17 protein-coding genes are annotated in these 15,732 nt (G+C 45.0%); 16 read left to right on the plus strand and 1 reads right to left on the minus strand.

Annotation, left to right across the window (positions count from 1 at the left end):
• From rlmN to spoVM, 6 genes are all read left to right on the plus strand, one after another.
• On the plus strand, positions 1-1,038 hold the full coding sequence (gene rlmN, locus EIH25_RS03000) for a 23S rRNA (adenine(2503)-C(2))-methyltransferase RlmN (RefSeq protein WP_279254430.1): 1,038 nt from the start codon (positions 1-3) through the stop codon (positions 1,036-1,038).
• 23 nt (positions 1,039-1,061) lie between these two features.
• A complete protein-coding gene (locus EIH25_RS03005; RefSeq protein ID WP_243113072.1) occupies positions 1,062-1,784 on the plus strand; it encodes a Stp1/IreP family PP2C-type Ser/Thr phosphatase in 723 nt (240 codons plus the stop codon).
• Between the two features lie 67 nt (positions 1,785-1,851).
• Positions 1,852-3,972, plus strand: a complete 2,121-nt coding sequence (pknB, locus tag EIH25_RS03010) for a Stk1 family PASTA domain-containing Ser/Thr kinase (RefSeq protein WP_124098459.1) — start codon at positions 1,852-1,854, stop codon at positions 3,970-3,972.
• A 5-nt stretch (positions 3,973-3,977) separates the two neighbouring features.
• The gene (gene rsgA, locus EIH25_RS03015; RefSeq protein WP_124098461.1) at positions 3,978-4,862 is read left to right on the plus strand and encodes a ribosome small subunit-dependent GTPase A; all 885 of its coding nucleotides are present in this window, start codon (positions 3,978-3,980) and stop codon (positions 4,860-4,862) included.
• On the plus strand, positions 4,855-5,481 hold the full coding sequence (locus tag EIH25_RS03020; RefSeq protein ID WP_124098462.1) for a thiamine diphosphokinase: 627 nt from the start codon (positions 4,855-4,857) through the stop codon (positions 5,479-5,481). The genes rsgA and EIH25_RS03020 overlap by 8 nt, the downstream gene beginning before the upstream one ends.
• 57 nt (positions 5,482-5,538) lie before the next feature.
• Positions 5,539-5,628, plus strand: a complete 90-nt coding sequence (spoVM, locus tag EIH25_RS03025) for a stage V sporulation protein SpoVM (protein WP_124098464.1) — start codon at positions 5,539-5,541, stop codon at positions 5,626-5,628.
• Between the two features lie 193 nt (positions 5,629-5,821).
• On the opposite strand, the gene rpmB is transcribed toward spoVM, so the two are convergent.
• The gene (rpmB, locus tag EIH25_RS03030) at positions 5,822-6,007 is read right to left on the minus strand and encodes a 50S ribosomal protein L28 (protein WP_124098466.1); all 186 of its coding nucleotides are present in this window, start codon (positions 6,005-6,007) and stop codon (positions 5,822-5,824) included.
• 401 nt (positions 6,008-6,408) lie between these two features.
• On the opposite strand from rpmB, the gene EIH25_RS03035 reads away from it, so the two are divergent.
• From EIH25_RS03035 to EIH25_RS03080, 10 genes are all read left to right on the plus strand, one after another.
• Complete coding sequence (locus EIH25_RS03035) at positions 6,409-7,068, plus strand: site-2 protease family protein (RefSeq protein ID WP_124098467.1); 660 nt, start codon at positions 6,409-6,411, stop codon at positions 7,066-7,068.
• 8 nt (positions 7,069-7,076) lie between these two features.
• Entirely contained in the window at positions 7,077-8,282 is a 1,206-nt protein-coding gene (locus EIH25_RS03040; protein WP_124098469.1) for a segregation/condensation protein A, read from the plus strand.
• Between the two features lie 15 nt (positions 8,283-8,297).
• A complete protein-coding gene (gene scpB / locus EIH25_RS03045; protein ID WP_124098470.1) occupies positions 8,298-8,879 on the plus strand; it encodes an SMC-Scp complex subunit ScpB in 582 nt (193 codons plus the stop codon).
• Between the two features lie 24 nt (positions 8,880-8,903).
• Positions 8,904-9,851, plus strand: a complete 948-nt coding sequence (locus EIH25_RS03050; RefSeq protein WP_124098472.1) for a DUF2953 domain-containing protein — start codon at positions 8,904-8,906, stop codon at positions 9,849-9,851.
• Positions 9,852-9,909: 58 nt separating this feature from the next.
• Positions 9,910-10,299 (plus strand): GerW family sporulation protein, encoded by a 390-nt coding sequence (gene ytfJ / locus EIH25_RS03055; protein WP_124098473.1) that lies wholly within the window; start codon positions 9,910-9,912, stop codon positions 10,297-10,299.
• 50 nt (positions 10,300-10,349) lie between these two features.
• Complete coding sequence (locus EIH25_RS03060; RefSeq protein ID WP_164489137.1) at positions 10,350-11,525, plus strand: D-alanyl-D-alanine carboxypeptidase family protein; 1,176 nt, start codon at positions 10,350-10,352, stop codon at positions 11,523-11,525.
• Positions 11,526-11,561: 36 nt separating this feature from the next.
• A complete protein-coding gene (locus tag EIH25_RS03065; RefSeq protein WP_124098474.1) occupies positions 11,562-12,296 on the plus strand; it encodes a pseudouridine synthase in 735 nt (244 codons plus the stop codon).
• Positions 12,297-12,502: 206 nt separating this feature from the next.
• Positions 12,503-13,885, plus strand: coding sequence for a carboxyl transferase domain-containing protein (locus EIH25_RS03070; protein ID WP_124098475.1), 1,383 nt, complete (start codon positions 12,503-12,505; stop codon positions 13,883-13,885).
• 45 nt (positions 13,886-13,930) lie between these two features.
• Positions 13,931-14,293 carry a biotin/lipoyl-containing protein gene (locus EIH25_RS03075; protein WP_124098476.1) on the plus strand — a complete coding sequence of 121 codons (363 nt, stop codon included), beginning with the start codon at positions 13,931-13,933 and terminating at the stop codon, positions 14,291-14,293.
• Positions 14,294-14,326: 33 nt separating this feature from the next.
• Complete coding sequence (locus EIH25_RS03080; RefSeq protein WP_124098477.1) at positions 14,327-15,724, plus strand: oxaloacetate decarboxylase subunit alpha; 1,398 nt, start codon at positions 14,327-14,329, stop codon at positions 15,722-15,724.
• Positions 15,725-15,732 lie beyond the last annotated feature (8 nt).

Below are 15,732 nucleotides of genomic sequence, written 5' to 3' on the forward strand. Positions count from 1 at the left end.
ATTTGCGATAACGGAAAAATTGATATATTGTCTATGCTGCCTGACGAGCTGGAGAACGCCGTAGCAGAGTTGGGCGAGAAAAAATTCAGGGCAAAGCAGATTTTTGAATGGCTTCATGTAAAAAAAGTTTCCGATTTTGACCAGATGACTAATCTATCTGTACAATTTCGCAGTGTCTTGAATCAAAAATTTTGTATAAAATCACTATTTATATGTAAAAGACTTGAATCCAACAGCGATAATACTGTAAAATATCTATATGAGCTTGAAGACGGCAATCATATAGAATCCGTGCTTATGGAATACAGCTACGGAAATACGCTCTGCGTGTCTACTCAGGTCGGCTGTAAAATGGGGTGCAGATTCTGTGCCTCTACTATCGCCGGATTTAAAAGAAATCTGTCTGCAAGCGAGATACTGCTCCAGGTCTATACGGCGGAGCGCGACAGCGGCAGGAAAATTTCCGGAGTGGTTTTGATGGGAATAGGCGAGCCGCTGGATAATTACGATAACGTTGTCGACTTCCTCAGGCTTCTGTCATGTCCCGAGGGAATCAATATGTCTTTAAGACACGTTTCGCTTTCTACCTGCGGGATAGTTCCCAGAATATATGACCTTGCCGGTCTGAATCTCGGGCTTACGCTTTCGGTTTCGCTTCACGCTTCGGATAATAAGGAAAGAAGCGAGATCATGCCCGTCAACGACAGGTATGATATAGATATGCTTATGAAAGCCTGCAGGGATTATTTTAAAACGACGGGAAGGCGTATTTCTTTTGAATACGCGCTTATAGACGGACATAACGATTCAATGGACGACGCGCGCAGGCTTGCTAAGCTTCTTGATAATTTCGTATGTCATGTAAATATTATTCCTGTAAATAAAATAAAAGAAAGAAATTACAGCTCTGACAGGAAATCTGCTCAGAGGTTCAGAAAATATCTTGAGGAGCTTGGCGTAAACGCTACGGTCAGGCGTACTCTTGGCGCCGATATTGACGCTGCCTGCGGTCAGCTAAGGCGCGAATATGAAATATAAGAAAGGTGGTGAACTGCTTGTATTTGGCTTCAAATACGGATATAGGCAAAATCCGTAAGGAAAATCAGGACCGCGTAAGAGTGGGCATGATAGGCGATAATACAGCTCTCGCCGTCGTATGCGACGGTATGGGCGGAGCGCTTTCCGGCGGGGTTGCAAGCGAGGTTGCAATTGCGTCGATTTATAACAGGATCGCTGAAAATTACCGACCGGACGCCGGAGCAAACAGCATAAGAAATCTTATGCTTACTGCGGTGCACGGAGCCAATACCCTCGTTTATGAGAAAAGCAAAGAGGATATTGACAAAAACGGAATGGGAACTACCTGCGTCGCCGCTTTGGTTGCGGGACGAAAATGCTATATAGTCAGCGTCGGAGACAGCAGGGCGTACCTGATGACCGAAAACAAAATAGAGCAGATTACCACAGATCATACCTATGTTCAGATGCTTTACGAGCAGGGAATGATAACAAAGGAAGAAATAAAGACTCACCACATGAAAAATGTCATTACAAAGGCTGTAGGCGTTGAGGCCGATGTCGAGGTGGATTATTTCGAGCTTGAGCCGGAAGGTAATTTTACGATTCTGCTGTGTTCAGACGGAATGTCGAATTATTGCACTGATGAGATCATATATGATTTTGTCTTCGGAAAAAATCTTGACAACGCCGTTGCAGATTTAATAAATTATTCTAATGAAAAGGGCGGCAAGGATAATATAACCGTGGCGCTTATAGCGAATTAAAGGACGAAGAAAAGAGGCGGCGATCTGCCGCCGGAGATGCAAAAATTAAAGCTAGGAGTTGAATTTAATGGATTCAAATATCGGCAAAAAGCTGGACGGCCGTTATGAAATCACAGAGCTTATAGGCGTCGGCGGAATGGCTGACGTTTACAAGGCTGTAGACGTTATGGAAAACCGTGTGGTCGCGGTTAAGATCCTTAAAGACGAATTTTCCCAGAACGAGGAATTTCTCAGACGTTTCAGAAATGAAAGTAAGGCGATTGCCGTTCTTTCCCACCCGAATATCGTAAAAATTTACGATGTAGGCTTTACGGATGAGATTCAGTTTATCGTCATGGAATACATAGACGGAATAACCCTGAAGGAGTTTATCGAGCAGCAGGGAGTGCTGCGCTGGAAGGACGCTCTTCATTTTGTAACGCAGATTCTCAGAGCGCTTCAGCACGCTCATGACAAGGGAATCGTTCACAGGGACATAAAGCCCCAGAATATAATGCTTTTTGCCGACGGAACCATCAAGGTGATGGATTTCGGAATCGCAAGGTTTTCGAGAGTTGACGGAAAGACCATCTCGGATAAGACTATCGGTTCGGTGCATTATATTTCTCCGGAGCAGGCAAGAGGCGATATGACCGACGAAAGAAGCGATATTTATTCTGTCGGAGTTATGCTTTATGAAATGCTTACCGGAAGAAAGCCGTTTGACGGAGAAAATCCGGTTGCTATAGCCCTGAAGCATATGCAGGAGAACGCTGTGGCTCCAAGCGAGATAATGCCGTCTATTCCGGAAGCGCTGGAGGAGATAGTAATCCATGCAATGGAGAAAAATCCTGAAAGACGGTATCAGTCAGCCGCTGAGATGATTAAGGATATTGATACCTTTAAGATCAATCAGTCGGTAGTTTTCGGTTATAAGAATAATACAGCTGACGATTTTCAGGACGAATCCACCAGATATTTCAGTTCTGTTCCGGCTGAAATGACTGAGGAAGATTACGACGAAAGTGATTACGACAGCGAGGAGGACGACGGCGAGCCGGAAAAGCGTTCTTATGTAGTGCCTATTCTTATGGCGGTTACCGTGGCGGTCGTTATTATTGCCGCAATCGTAATCGCATATGTGGTAATAAAGAATTTCAGCGCGCCCAGTACTCATACCTCGACGGTGACTATTCCGAACTTTGTAGGTAAGAATATAGTACAGGTTCAGCAGGATTATAAGGATAAGCTGAATTTTGATATCAGCGAGGAATACAGTACGGAGTATGAAGAAGGCATTATAATGTGGCAGTCCGTAACTGATAAGAGCGTGCGCGAGGGTTATACGCTTTCTCTTACGGTCAGCAAAGGTCAGAAGCTTATTACCGTTCCTGATATGAAGAACAAAACCGAGGAGATCGCCAGAAGCGAGCTGACGAGCGCCGGATTCAACGCCGTTTTCCGATATTCTTACGACGACAATGTGGCTGAGGGGCTTGTTATAAAGACGGAGCCTGCCGCCGGAGAGCAGTATCCTGAGGGCGCCGATATATTGGTATTTATCAGTAAAGGCGAGGTTGAAACTCAGGTAAAGGTACCTAATGTTGTCGGACTTACGGAAGAAAAGGCGCTGGCTAAGCTTGCTGAGAATAAGCTTACCGGAAAGGTTCAGGAGGTTCAGCATGAGGGAGATAAGGGCAAGGTCGTTTCCCAGAGCATAAACGACGGCGAATATGTCGATAAGCAGACTGAGGTTATTATTTACGTTTCCACAGGAGAAACCGATCCGATAGATATGCAGCTGAGACTGCCGCTTCCTTCGGGAATACACGGAGCTTATACTATCAACGTATACCGTGACGGAAACGTTGCCTTTACTCATTCGATAGCAAGCGGAGAAACAGTTGCCGGAGGCTCTGTAAACATCAATATTTCCGGCAAGAAAACTGAAACGCTTACCGTTAATATCACCAATTCTGAAACAAACCAGACTGTGCAGTATGCAAAATATGACGTTGATTATGACAAGCAGGAAGTCACACTTGTAGGAAGTCTGAATGAAAGCGGACTGCTTAATATAACTCCTACGACAACCTCATCAACGACAACTACCACAACTACTACAGCTTCAATTAGCGAGCCTGTAGATGTTCCGCCTGAAGAGGATTCGTCCTATGAAGACTATGAAGACTCAGAGGAACAATATTAAGAGCTATGACAGGTATAATAATTAAAGCGCTCGGGGGCATCTACACTGTAGAAGCCTCCGACGGCGTTTATGAATGTAAAGCAAGGGGAGTTTTCCGTAAGAGGGGGATTTCTCCCGTCTGCGGGGATATTGCCGATTTTTCCGCTGAAAAGAACGGTATCGGAGTTATAAACGAAATTCACGAAAGAAAATCCCTGCTTATAAGACCGCCGCTTGCCAATCTTGATTTGCTGGTATTTGTGGCGTCTACCTGCGAACCGGAGCCTAATCTGCTGCTGCTGGATAAATTTATCGCTATAGCTGAGTACAAAAAAATAACTCCCGCTATTGTGTTTACAAAAATTGATAAAGCTGATTATTCTCAGTATTATAATATCTACAGCCGCGCTGGGATCAATGTTTTCTGCGTTGACAATACTACCGGGGAAGGCGCTGAAAAGGTAAGGGACTTTCTCAGGGGAAAGCTTTCGGCGTTCACTGGCAATACTGGCGTGGGCAAGTCGTCGCTGCTCAATAATATTTTTCCCGGGCTTGATCTGGCTACTGATGAAATAAGCCAAAAGCTTGGAAGAGGAAAGCATACTACACGTCATGTCGAGCTATACAAGGTAGACGAGGGCGGATATGTCGCGGATACTCCCGGGTTTTCAAGCTTCGATACCAACAGATACGATATAATCTTCAAGGAGGATCTTGCCGATTGTTTCTGTGAATTCAGAAAATATACCGGCAGGTGCAGATTTGCAGACTGCAGTCATACAAAGGAGAAGGGCTGCGCCGTTATACAGGCTGTTAATGACGGTAAGATAGCTGCTTCACGGCACGAAAGCTATAAGGAAATGTACGAGCAGGCAAAGCAGCTCAAGGAGTGGGAGCATAGGAATGGATAACTGTGTGATTTTTACAGGGGGAGTGCTGGACTATCCTGAAAGGCTTGACAGTTCGGTCTGGAAAAACGCTTTTGTAATTGCCGCCGACAGCGGATACAGGTATGCTCAGGCGCTGGGTATAATTCCCGATCTGGCAATGGGCGATTACGATTCGCTGGGATACATTCCTGAAAACTGCGGCGAGGTTATGACTTTTCCCAAAGAAAAGGACGATTCTGACCTGATGCTCGCCATAAGGGAAGCTCTCAGGAGAGGCTATAAGGATATAACTATAATAGGAGCGCTGGGCGGAAGATTTGACCATACGTTTTCAAACCTTCAGTCTTTGGGGTTTATTGCAAAGCAGGGAGCTTCGGGGAAAATAATAAGCGCCGATGAATCCATAACGCTTAACGCTCCGGGCGAATACAGGGTCAGGAGAGATGATTCGCGCTCTCTTTCGCTTTTCGCCTATACCGAAGCTGTAACCGGTCTGACAGTAAGCGGCGTGAAGTATCCGCTTGAAAATTCTGAAATTACAAGCTTTTTTCCTATAGGTCTTTCAAATGTCATAACGGATGATTATGCCTGTATTTCCTTTAAAAGCGGACTTCTGCTCATAATTTCCTCACGTCTGTGAACCAAAATATGAAGCAGTGCATAATATGTATTACTAAATATTTTGGAGGTTTTACTTATGAAAATTGTTGTAGTCAAAAGTCCGAAGATACTGTCCGGCTTTCTGAGAATGATTTTTAAAATCAAAAAAGAGGACTGCAGCGGCTGATACTTAAAAATCCGGTTCAAAGCCGGATTTTTTGTCATATCCAACCGGCATAGCCGCCGGACAAAAAAAGCACAGTACATTGATCGTTGATCTTTGTACTGTGCTTTTCTGAAATAACTGCCGAAGCAAAAAAATAAAGACCGACATATCTGCCAGCCCTATTTTTGGAATTTAAAATACTTTTAAACAGAGATTATGCACGCTCAACCTTTCCCGAACGCAGACATCTTGAACAAGCGTAAACGTGACAAGGAGAACCGTTAACAACAGCCTTTACTCTCTTGACGTTTGGCTTCCAGGTTCTGTTTGTTCTTCTGTGTGAGTGTGAAACCTTTATTCCGAAAGTAACACCCTTTCCGCAAAACTGACACTTTGCCATTAGGTTGCACCTCCTTTTCAATAATAACTAGACTTTAATCCACAATATAAAATATTATATCACACCCGATATAAAAAAGCAAGTGTTTTGATAAAGTTTTTCAAAAAAATTTTACAAGCCAAGGCAGCATGATTATAAAAGGATTTTCAAAACCTGTACCGTCCCGCCAGCTGGCATTCGAACGTGCCGCTTCGTGAAAATATTGTGAAATATAGTATAAAAGCGAAGCTTTGCACTTGAAATTTATTATAGCATAGTGTATAATTAATTTTAAGCAGTTGTTTGAGTTAAGTCAATATTTACGGCATGAGATTAAAGTCCATACAGAGAAAGCGGCGTTTATCCGCCTTATAAGCCGTAATGCAGATTAGGCTATTTTAATATTTTGCGGAGGTAACAGAATGGATCAGGAAACCATTTTAAGATATGGAGTAAAGCTTATAGTAATATTTCTTGTAATTCCTATACACGAATTTGCTCATGCCTGGTCGGCGGATAAAATGGGCGATAAAACGCCTTTATATCAGGGAAGGCTTACGCTTAATCCGTTGGCGCACGTCGATCCTTTAGGCGCTGTGTGTATTTTTTTTACCGGCTTCGGCTGGGGGCGGCCCGTACAGGTAAACGCGCTTAATTTTAAGCACTACCGGAAAGGCATGGCGCTTTGCGCTGCCGCAGGTCCTATTTCCAATCTGATAGTAGGCTTTTTCGGAATGATTATTTACAAGCTGTCGCTGGGTCTTTATCTTGCTGACCCGAGCGAGGCTATGATGTGGATTACGGTTATATTTCAGTATTTTACTCTTATAAATGTTGGTCTTGCCGTATTTAATCTTATTCCCATACCGCCGCTTGACGGTTCAAAGATACTTGGATATTTTACATCACCGAAGGTTGACAGGTTTATAAATGATAATCAGATGTATATTTCAATTGTCTTTCTTGTGCTTATTGTCACCGGAATTCTGGACGGACCTCTCGGCTGGCTTCAGAACGGAATGTTCTGGATAATGGATAAGCTTACCTTCTGGATGGACTATATTGTAGCTGCAATTTTGTGAGGCCGCGGATGAGTTCGATTTCTTTTAAGCTTGAAGCTTTTGAAGGACCGCTTGATCTGCTGCTTCACTTGATCTCCAAGCATAAGCTTAATATATATGATATTGAGATAAGCCTGCTGTTAGATCAGTATATGGAGTATATCAGCTGTCTTGAAACCGACGATTATGAGTCGGCGGCTGATTTTCTGGAAATGGCGGCAAGACTTATATATATTAAAACCTGTTCTCTGCTTCCTCAGCCTGAGGAGGCAAAGGAGCTGAAAAAGGAATTAGAGGGAAGGATCATAGAGTATTCTCTATGCAAAACGGCTGCTGAGAGGCTGAAAGAGCTTTATGCCGGAGGAGATATTTTTGTACGTCAGCAGTTAAAGCTGCCTGTGAACAAAGCGTATACCAGAACGCATGACGTTTCCGTGCTTTATGACGCTTATATGGGAATCTCGTCAAAGGCTAAGCAGTATAAGCCGCTGCGCGCCAATGTTTTCTCCCCGATAGTTTCTCACAGGATAGTTTCAGTGACCTCAAAAATAATATTTGTACTAAAGAAGCTTTATAAAACCGGAGAATGTGAAATGTCCCGACTTTACAGCGGTATCACCGACAAATCCGAAAAGGTGGCGACCTTTTTGGCGGTGCTTGAGCTAACAAAGTCCGGCAGGATATATATTAACGACGACAATACAGTGATAAGGTTCAGCAGGACGAATAAGAAGCATACTGCCTTCGCTGCTGAAACAGGTTCCGAATCGGCTTCGCAGGTCACGTCTGATTCTGGCGAAAGCGATGAGGAAAAAACGTCCGGCAGTCTTTACAGTCATGACAGCGGTCTGGCTGACGAAGCGATATACGAGCCGCCTAATGCTGAAAAATCAGATGTACATAGACCTGAAAAAGAGGTTAAGTTTTCCTCTGAGCGTATGTCCAAAACGCATACTATAAGTCTTAGAGGGGATATTAGGGCGATTGCCGCGTCTGCTCCTGTAATTGAGGAGTACGGGTACGCCAAAGGCTTTGAAGCTAAGGCTTCTGACAAACCTGAGCAGAACTCTTGCGCTGTTGATGACGAGCCTGAAGCTTTGGAGAGCGGCAGCGCGGGAGCTGTAGTTAAACAGGAGTTGAAAATAAAGCTTAACTGGTGGAGATACGGCAATCTGCGCGGGTCGTTTTTTGGCAGGTACGGAAAAAATAATCTGTGGAGATACAGATTTTTATAAATAAAGGAAATTTTTATGGACGTAAATGAAAAACTTGCGATAATAGAGTCAATACTTTTTGCGGGGGGAGATCCTATTGAGCCTGAAAAGCTTGCTCAGGCTGCCGGAGTGGACGAAAGCGAAGCGGCGGAGCTGTTAGAAAAGCTGGCTGAAAAGTACAGCGGCGAATCCAGCGGAATAGAGCTTTTGAAGCTTAACGGAGCATATCAGTTAGCGGCAAAGAAAAAATATTCGCAGTATATAAAAAACGCTTTGGAGATCAAGAAAAATACCGCGCTTTCATCTGCCGCTCTTGAGGTTCTGACGGTCGTGGCATATAATCAGCCGGTCACAAAATCTTTTATAGAGCACGTCAGGGGAGTCGATTCTTCAGGTACGGTTAATTCCCTTGTTGAAAAAAAGCTTCTGACTGAGGCGGGAAGACTTGATCTTCCGGGGCGGCCGATAGCGTATAGGACTACCGACGCTTTTCTCAGAGCTTTTCAGATTTCTTCTCTGGAGGAACTGCCTGAGCTGCCGGAGCGTAAGGCTCAGATAACTATTGACGAGGTCATGGAAAATCAGGAGAATAATGTAAACGCACCGGGATCAGAGTGAAGAGCTTAAAATTTGTAACGGGAGATGATTGCAATAATTGTACTTTGGATACTGCTGACTCTGATTGCAGTTATTGTAATACTTCTGCATTTTTCGGTAACGGCTTATATAAAAGCAGACAGCGATGGATTTGACATAAAAATAAAATATATGTTGTTTACCGTTTATCCCAGAGCCGAGAAAAAAGCAAATAAAAAAAGCAGAACAAAAAAAATTAAAAGCGAAAAAAAATCCAAGGATTTGTTTGAAGATAATATCGACGATGATTTTGCAGATACTGATATTAACGAGGGTACGGAGCGGATTGACTTTACAGAAAGCAATAAAACCGATAATTCAGGATTGTCAGAAGATGTAAACAAGCTTGATGCTGAAAGCTATCCTGATGATAATTTTGATCTGGAAGAGCTTGAAAAAAGCTTTGAAGCCGGTAATTACGAAGACGCTCAGCATAAGGAAAAGCCGAAAGGCAAGAAAAAGCGCGGTTTTGATAAAAAGGCAGATAAGAAACGGAAAAAGTCCGGAGAAGGCTTTTTTGCCGGATTGAAAGAAAAATACGGGCTTGTAAAGCCGTATATTCCGATGGGGTGGAAGTATTTTAAAAAGCTTTGTAAAACTATCCGCTTTACTGATATACGCATCAGCCTGACTGTCGGAAGAGAGGACGCTCATGAGGCCGCCGTATTTTACGGAGCGATTCAGGGGGTCTTGTTCAATTTTCTCGGAACCTTTGCTAATATATTTACTGTCAAAATAAAAAAAGCTAACGTAAACTGCGTATTTACCAGGAATACTATAAGCGGCGAGGCTGAGGCTGCCATAAGGATTCGTCCGAGCGCGGTTATAGCGCTTGCGGTGTGTATAGCGGTAAACTTTTTGATTATATTTATCAGACAGCGAAGAGAGAACAAAAAAGACAAAAAATCAGACGCCGACGCGGGCTGCGAGCAAAAGGCGGCGGCGGGAGTATGATTCAGTATTTATTCAATCAATATTATTGTTATAATTCTAACGGAAAGGACTTTTTAAAATGAGCGAAAACACTAAACTTGAATCCCTTGTAAAAACGGCGATGGAAAAAATCAGGGAGATGACTGATTGTGAAACAGTCGTAGGCAAGCCTATCGTTACCTCCGACGGTACAACGGTCATTCCCGTTTCAAAGGTTTCATTCGGATTTGCCTCGGGCGGTTCGGATCTTCCTACCAAAACGACAAAGGATCAGTTCGGCGGCGGTTCCGGAGCGGGAATAACTATTCAGCCTATGGCGTTTATAGTTATTCATAACGGCGAAACGAAGCTTCTGCAGATGACGACAAACACCTCCTATGAAAACGCGGTAGTAAATCTTGTTCCCGAAGTTGTGGATAAGATTATTGATTTTGTTGACAAAAAGACGGGCGGAAAGTCGGAGGAGTAATTTCCCTGCTTGTTTTTCTGAATTAAATCTCTTGTCCGGCACATTATATTATGGATGAAAATTATAATAAGGGTGTGTCTGAATTGAGATTTGTATCGTTTGTTTCCGCGCTGATCATTGCTTTTTTATCGTTTGCTTTTAAAGCGGACGCTTATGAGCTTTCGGGAGTTTCCGCAAAAGGAGCGATCCTGATCGACGCCGCTACCGGAGAGGTTTTATACGAAAAAAACGGCTATGAGAAGCTTCCTATGGCAAGCACGACTAAAATAATGTCAGCACTGCTGGCGCTTGAACAGGGAGATCTTGACGAAAAATTTGTGGTAGACAAGGACGCCATTAAGGTAGAAGGCTCGTCAATGGGGCTTCAGGAGGGCGATATTGTCACAATGCGTACTCTCGTCTACGGAATGCTGCTGCCAAGCGGAAACGATGCCGCAAACTGTGCGGCGGTCAGAATTTCCGGCAGCGTGGAGGCGTTTGTTCAGCTTATGAACGAACGGGCGGCTGAAATGGGCTTGACTTCCACTCATTTTGTAACTCCCTCCGGTCTTGACGACTATACGGACGAGCATTATTCGACGGCTTACGATATGGCTTCGCTTGCGAGAGAAGCGCTTAAAAACGAAGATTTCAGAGAGATATGCGGCAAAAAGAACGCCAAGCTTGAATTCGGCAATCCTCCGTACGAAAGATGGCTTACCAATTCCAATAAGCTGCTTGCGATGTGCGACGGAGTGATAGGAGTTAAAACCGGCTTTACCGATAAGGCCAGAAGATGTCTTGTATCTGCCTGCGAAAGAGACGGAGCGACGCTGATATGCGTTACGCTCAACGACCCGGACGACTGGATAGATCACACCAGAATGTTCGATTACGGCTTTTCACTTATGTCAAAGCAGGAACTGCCGCTGGAAACCGATACGTTTGAAATCGGCGCGGTCGGTGGTACTGCCGACACAATTCTGTGCAAAACCGATAAGGTCAGGCTTACGCTTCCGGACGGAAAAGCGGAGAACGTGACCTGTAAAATTTTTATCCAGCCGTTTATATATTGTCCCGCGGCTGAAAACGTTCAGGTCGGAAGAGCAGAGTATTATTATAACGGCGAGCTGATAGCTCAAAAGCCGGTCTATACGGCGCAGAGCGTCGGTGGTAAAACAGCGGAGCCGAAAAAAAGGGGCTTTTTGCAAAGCTGTATTGAGAAGGCAAAAATACTTTTTGAATAACGGTCTGAAAAGACCGTACATAGTTGAGGAGAATATATGGAAAAAATCAGACTTCAGAAGATAATCGCCGAAAGCGGCTATTGTTCAAGAAGAAAGGCCGAGGAGCTTATAGCTCAGGGAAGAGTGCAGGTAAACGGACGTCCCTGTGGTCTAGGCGATAAAGCGCTGCCTGGAAAAGATATTATAGCTGTAGACGGTGAAAGCATAGCGTTTACCAAGAAAAAGCGCATGTATTATATTATGCTGCACAAGCCGAGAGGCTATGTAACCACAATGAAGGACGAGCTCGACAGAAAATGCGTTACCGATCTGATTGACGGTATTCCGGCAAGAGTTTATCCTATAGGCAGGCTTGATAAAAATTCCGAGGGACTTTTGCTGTTCACCAACGACGGAAAGTTTGCAAATGATATTATGCACCCTTCCTGTCATATTTCCAAGACCTACCGCGTAACAGTCCGTCCTGATATAAACGACGATCAGCTTACGGCGCTGTCTGAAGGCGTCGAGATAGACAGCGGGAAAACCCGCCCTTGTACTGTTCTGGTGCTTGATAAGCAGCCGGGCAGAGTGGTGCTTCAGATGACGATTCATGAGGGAAAAAAACGTCAGATAAGAAAAATGTGCGAGGCGGTGGGACTTGAGGTGGCAAGGCTGAAACGAACCTCTGTCGGTCCTTTGAAGCTTGGTATGCTCAAACCGGGAGAATACCGTGAGCTTAAGCCTGATGAGCTGAGGGCGCTGAGAAACGCGCTTGCGAAAAACAAATAAACAGAATCAGCGGTTGTACAGCCGCTGATTTTTATATGTACATATAATGAACAAAAAATGTTTAAGACGTAAAAAGTAAAGAAAATTCTGCTTTTATTCTTGCTAAATCGTTTGAAAAATAGTATAATAATATTCGTATAGCTATGACAGAACGTTTTGCGTCCGCATAGGTTTGTCGTAGAATTTTGTTACATGGAGGAAACTGTATGTCTGATTCAATTTCAACTCTTGCCGAGCTTCAGGCGATGACTGCGGCTCCTGCTTCTGCAAGAAACCGTCTGGCATATTTGTTTGATGAGGGAAAATATACCGAGCTTGATCCTTATGCCAAGTCGGGCTGCGGGCTTTCAGGCGTGGTTACCGCTTACGGTTATGTTGACGGAAATCCAGTTTATGCGTTTTCACAGGATATATCGGTCAACAGCGGAGCGCTTTCAAAGGTTCAGGCAGATAAAATTGCTAAAATATTAGATATGGCTGCGGCAACAGGCGTTCCTGTTGTCGGAATTTATGATTCGTTCGGAGCTGATCTGAACGACGGATTTGCTGCGATGTCCGCTTACGGTGAGCTGCTTATGCGTGTTTCAAATCTTTCCGGAGTGGTTCCTCAGATTGCGGTTGTTGCCGGAACCTGTGCGGGAACTGCGGCTATGCTTGCCGAATCCGCTGATTTTACTGTGATTACCAAGGCTTCAGAGCTTTATACCGCTCCGAATTCCGATATAAAGAATCTTGCCGAAAATGCCGCTGCAAACGGTACCGCGTGCATTGTAGCAGCTGACGATAAGACTGCGGTGGAGGCTGTTAAGGATATTCTCAGCAAGCTTCCGCAGAATAATCTTTCACCTGTTCCTATGTATGAGTTTGAAGCGCCTGCTTCGGCCTTCGGAAACGACGCTGTTTCTCAGGCGGAGGCTGTGTTTGACGCGGGAAGCCTGATTGAGCTTTATGCAGGATACGGAAAGGCCTCTTATACTGCTCTAGGAACTCTGGGCGGCGCTTCCGTCGGCATTATTGCAACAAATAAGACCGACGATAAGCTTACTGCCGACGACTGCTCCAAGATCGCCCGATTTGTAAGAACCTGCGACGCCTACGCGCTTCCGGTAATCACTTTTGTTGATACCGAGGGCTTTGCCGCGGACGATGAAACCGAAGCAGCGGGCGCTGTAAAGAGCATGGCAAAGCTTGCTCATGCTTATGCTGAAGCAACTACTATAAAGCTGGCTGTCATAACCGGTAAAGCATACGGTCCCGCGTATATCGCGCTGGCGGGAAGAGGAGCAAATGCGGATATGACGTTTGCCCTTCCGCACGCTGTGATCTCTCCGCTGAATCCTGAAGCCGCGGTTGAATTTCTTTATCATGACAAGCTTAAGGGGGCTGAGGATCTTGCCGCCAAGCGCAATGAGCTGGCGGAAAAATATGCCGCTGAGGAAGCCTGCGCGGCGGCTGCCGCTCAGAAAAACTGCCTTGACAATATCGTTGAAGGCGGCGATATACGCGATATTCTTATATCTTCAGTGGAGATAATGGCAGGAAAGCGTATTTCCAGACTTCCCAAAAAGCACAGCAACATACAGATTTAATGCCGGTTCGGTCAGAATAAAAAATTGAGATTGGTGGTTGTAAGTATGAAAAGATATAATATTACAGTAAACGGAAAAACATACGACGTTGCGGTGGAGGAGATAGGCTCTGATTCCGCTGCTCCGGCTGTTTCCTCACCTGCGCCCGCGGCAGCTCCCGCTCCTGCAGCTGCTCCGGCTGCTCCTGTGGCTGACGGAACAAAGGTTACAGCTCCTATGCCGGGAACGGTTCTTGATATCAAGGTTGCTGTTGGCGATACTGTTGACGCCGGACAGCCTGTAGCTATTCTTGAAGCTATGAAAATGGAAAATGATGTAAACTCTCCATGCGCAGGCAAGGTGATCAGCGTTAATACAACTAAAGGCTCATCCGTTGAAACAGGAGAGGTTCTTGCTGTAATCGGCTGATAAAAAACTTTGCTTTTGAAAGGATTGAAATAAATGGGTAAGCTAAAAATTACTGAGACCGTCCTTCGTGACGCTCATCAGTCGCTTATTGCTACAAGAATGTCGATCGACGAAATGAAGCCGATTCTCTCAAAGATAGATGAGGTAGGCTTTCATTCGGCTGAGGTATGGGGCGGCGCGACCTTCGATTCCTGCATTAGGTTCTTAAACGAGGATCCGTGGGAAAGACTTCGCACTATCAGGAAGGCTATGCCTAATACAAAACTTCAGATGCTGTTCAGAGGACAGAATATGCTGGGTTACCGTCATTATGCCGACGATCTGGTAGAATACTTTGTTCAGAAGTCTATTGCAAACGGAATTGATATCATCAGGATTTTTGACGCTCTTAACGATATACGTAATCTTGAAACCGCTATTAAGGCCGCCAACAGGGAAAAGGGTCATGCTCAGGTTGCAATCTCCTATACGCTCGGAGAGGTATTTACTCATGAGTATTATATGGATTACGCCAAGAGGATAGAGGCCGCCGGTGCGGATTCGATCTGTATCAAGGATATGGCCGCTCTGCTTACTCCTTATGAGGCTTCAACTCTTGTAAGGGATATAAAATCGGTTGTAAGCATACCTGTTCAGCTTCATACTCACTATACCTCGGGACTCGCTTCAATGTGTATCCTCAAGGCTGTAGAGGCCGGAGTTGACGCGGTTGATACCGCTATGTCGCCGCTTGCGCTGGGAACGTCGCACGCTCCTACCGAGTCTATAGTCGCTACATTCCAAGGCACAGAGTACGATACAGGTCTTGACCTTGTCAAGCTGAATGAGATCAGGGATTACTTTATGGAGCTTCGCCAGAAGTATATTGACAGCGGTCTTCTTGACCCGTCTATGCTTGCGACAAATACCAACGCGCTGCTTTATCAGGTTCCCGGAGGAATGCTTTCAAATCTGCTTTCTCAGCTTAAGCAGGCGGGTAAAGCGGATCAGCTGGAGGATGTTCTGAAGGAAGTTCCGAGAGTCCGCAAGGATTCAGGTTACCCTCCGCTCGTTACGCCTACTTCTCAGATCGTTGGCACTCAGGCTGTGTTCAACGTTATAATGGGCGAAAGATATAAGACGGTAACCAAGGAATTCAAGGGGCTTGTCAAAGGCGAGTACGGTAAGACGCCTGTTGAGATAGATCCGGAATTTCAGAAGAAAATCATCGGTGAGGAACAGCCTGTAACCTGCCGTCCGGCGGACTTGCTGAAGCCCGAGCTTGATGAAATGCGTAAGGAGTGCTCAGAGTGGACCGAGCAGGAGGAGGACGTTCTTACCTATGCTATGTTCCCAAAGGTTGCTCCCAAGTTCTTTGAGCAGAGAAGGAACAAGAAATACGGTATCGACGGAAAACATTCCGACGCCGCTAATAAGGTACATCCGGTTTAAAGCCTTAA

This window comes from Ruminococcus sp. Marseille-P6503 (genome assembly GCF_900604945.1).
Taxonomy (GTDB): domain Bacteria; phylum Bacillota; class Clostridia; order Oscillospirales; family Ruminococcaceae; genus FB2012.

What these genes read in the sequence shown, in the direction of transcription:
- pknB (WP_124098459.1), top strand. Translation starts at nt 1,852, where the DNA reads ATGGATTCAAATATCGGCAAAAAGCTGGACGGCCGTTATGAAATCACA.
- rsgA (WP_124098461.1), top strand. Translation starts at nt 3,978, where the DNA reads ATGACAGGTATAATAATTAAAGCGCTCGGGGGCATCTACACTGTAGAA.
- EIH25_RS03020 (WP_124098462.1), top strand. Translation starts at nt 4,855, where the DNA reads ATGGATAACTGTGTGATTTTTACAGGGGGAGTGCTGGACTATCCTGAA.
- spoVM (WP_124098464.1), top strand. Translation starts at nt 5,539, where the DNA reads ATGAAAATTGTTGTAGTCAAAAGTCCGAAGATACTGTCCGGCTTTCTG.
- rpmB (WP_124098466.1), bottom strand. Translation starts at nt 6,007, where the DNA reads ATGGCAAAGTGTCAGTTTTGCGGAAAGGGTGTTACTTTCGGAATAAAG.
- EIH25_RS03035 (WP_124098467.1), top strand. Translation starts at nt 6,409, where the DNA reads ATGGATCAGGAAACCATTTTAAGATATGGAGTAAAGCTTATAGTAATA.
- EIH25_RS03040 (WP_124098469.1), top strand. Translation starts at nt 7,077, where the DNA reads ATGAGTTCGATTTCTTTTAAGCTTGAAGCTTTTGAAGGACCGCTTGAT.
- scpB (WP_124098470.1), top strand. Translation starts at nt 8,298, where the DNA reads ATGGACGTAAATGAAAAACTTGCGATAATAGAGTCAATACTTTTTGCG.
- EIH25_RS03050 (WP_124098472.1), top strand. Translation starts at nt 8,904, where the DNA reads ATGATTGCAATAATTGTACTTTGGATACTGCTGACTCTGATTGCAGTT.
- ytfJ (WP_124098473.1), top strand. Translation starts at nt 9,910, where the DNA reads ATGAGCGAAAACACTAAACTTGAATCCCTTGTAAAAACGGCGATGGAA.
- EIH25_RS03060 (WP_164489137.1), top strand. Translation starts at nt 10,350, where the DNA reads ATGGATGAAAATTATAATAAGGGTGTGTCTGAATTGAGATTTGTATCG.
- EIH25_RS03065 (WP_124098474.1), top strand. Translation starts at nt 11,562, where the DNA reads ATGGAAAAAATCAGACTTCAGAAGATAATCGCCGAAAGCGGCTATTGT.
- EIH25_RS03070 (WP_124098475.1), top strand. Translation starts at nt 12,503, where the DNA reads ATGTCTGATTCAATTTCAACTCTTGCCGAGCTTCAGGCGATGACTGCG.
- EIH25_RS03075 (WP_124098476.1), top strand. Translation starts at nt 13,931, where the DNA reads ATGAAAAGATATAATATTACAGTAAACGGAAAAACATACGACGTTGCG.
- EIH25_RS03080 (WP_124098477.1), top strand. Translation starts at nt 14,327, where the DNA reads ATGGGTAAGCTAAAAATTACTGAGACCGTCCTTCGTGACGCTCATCAG.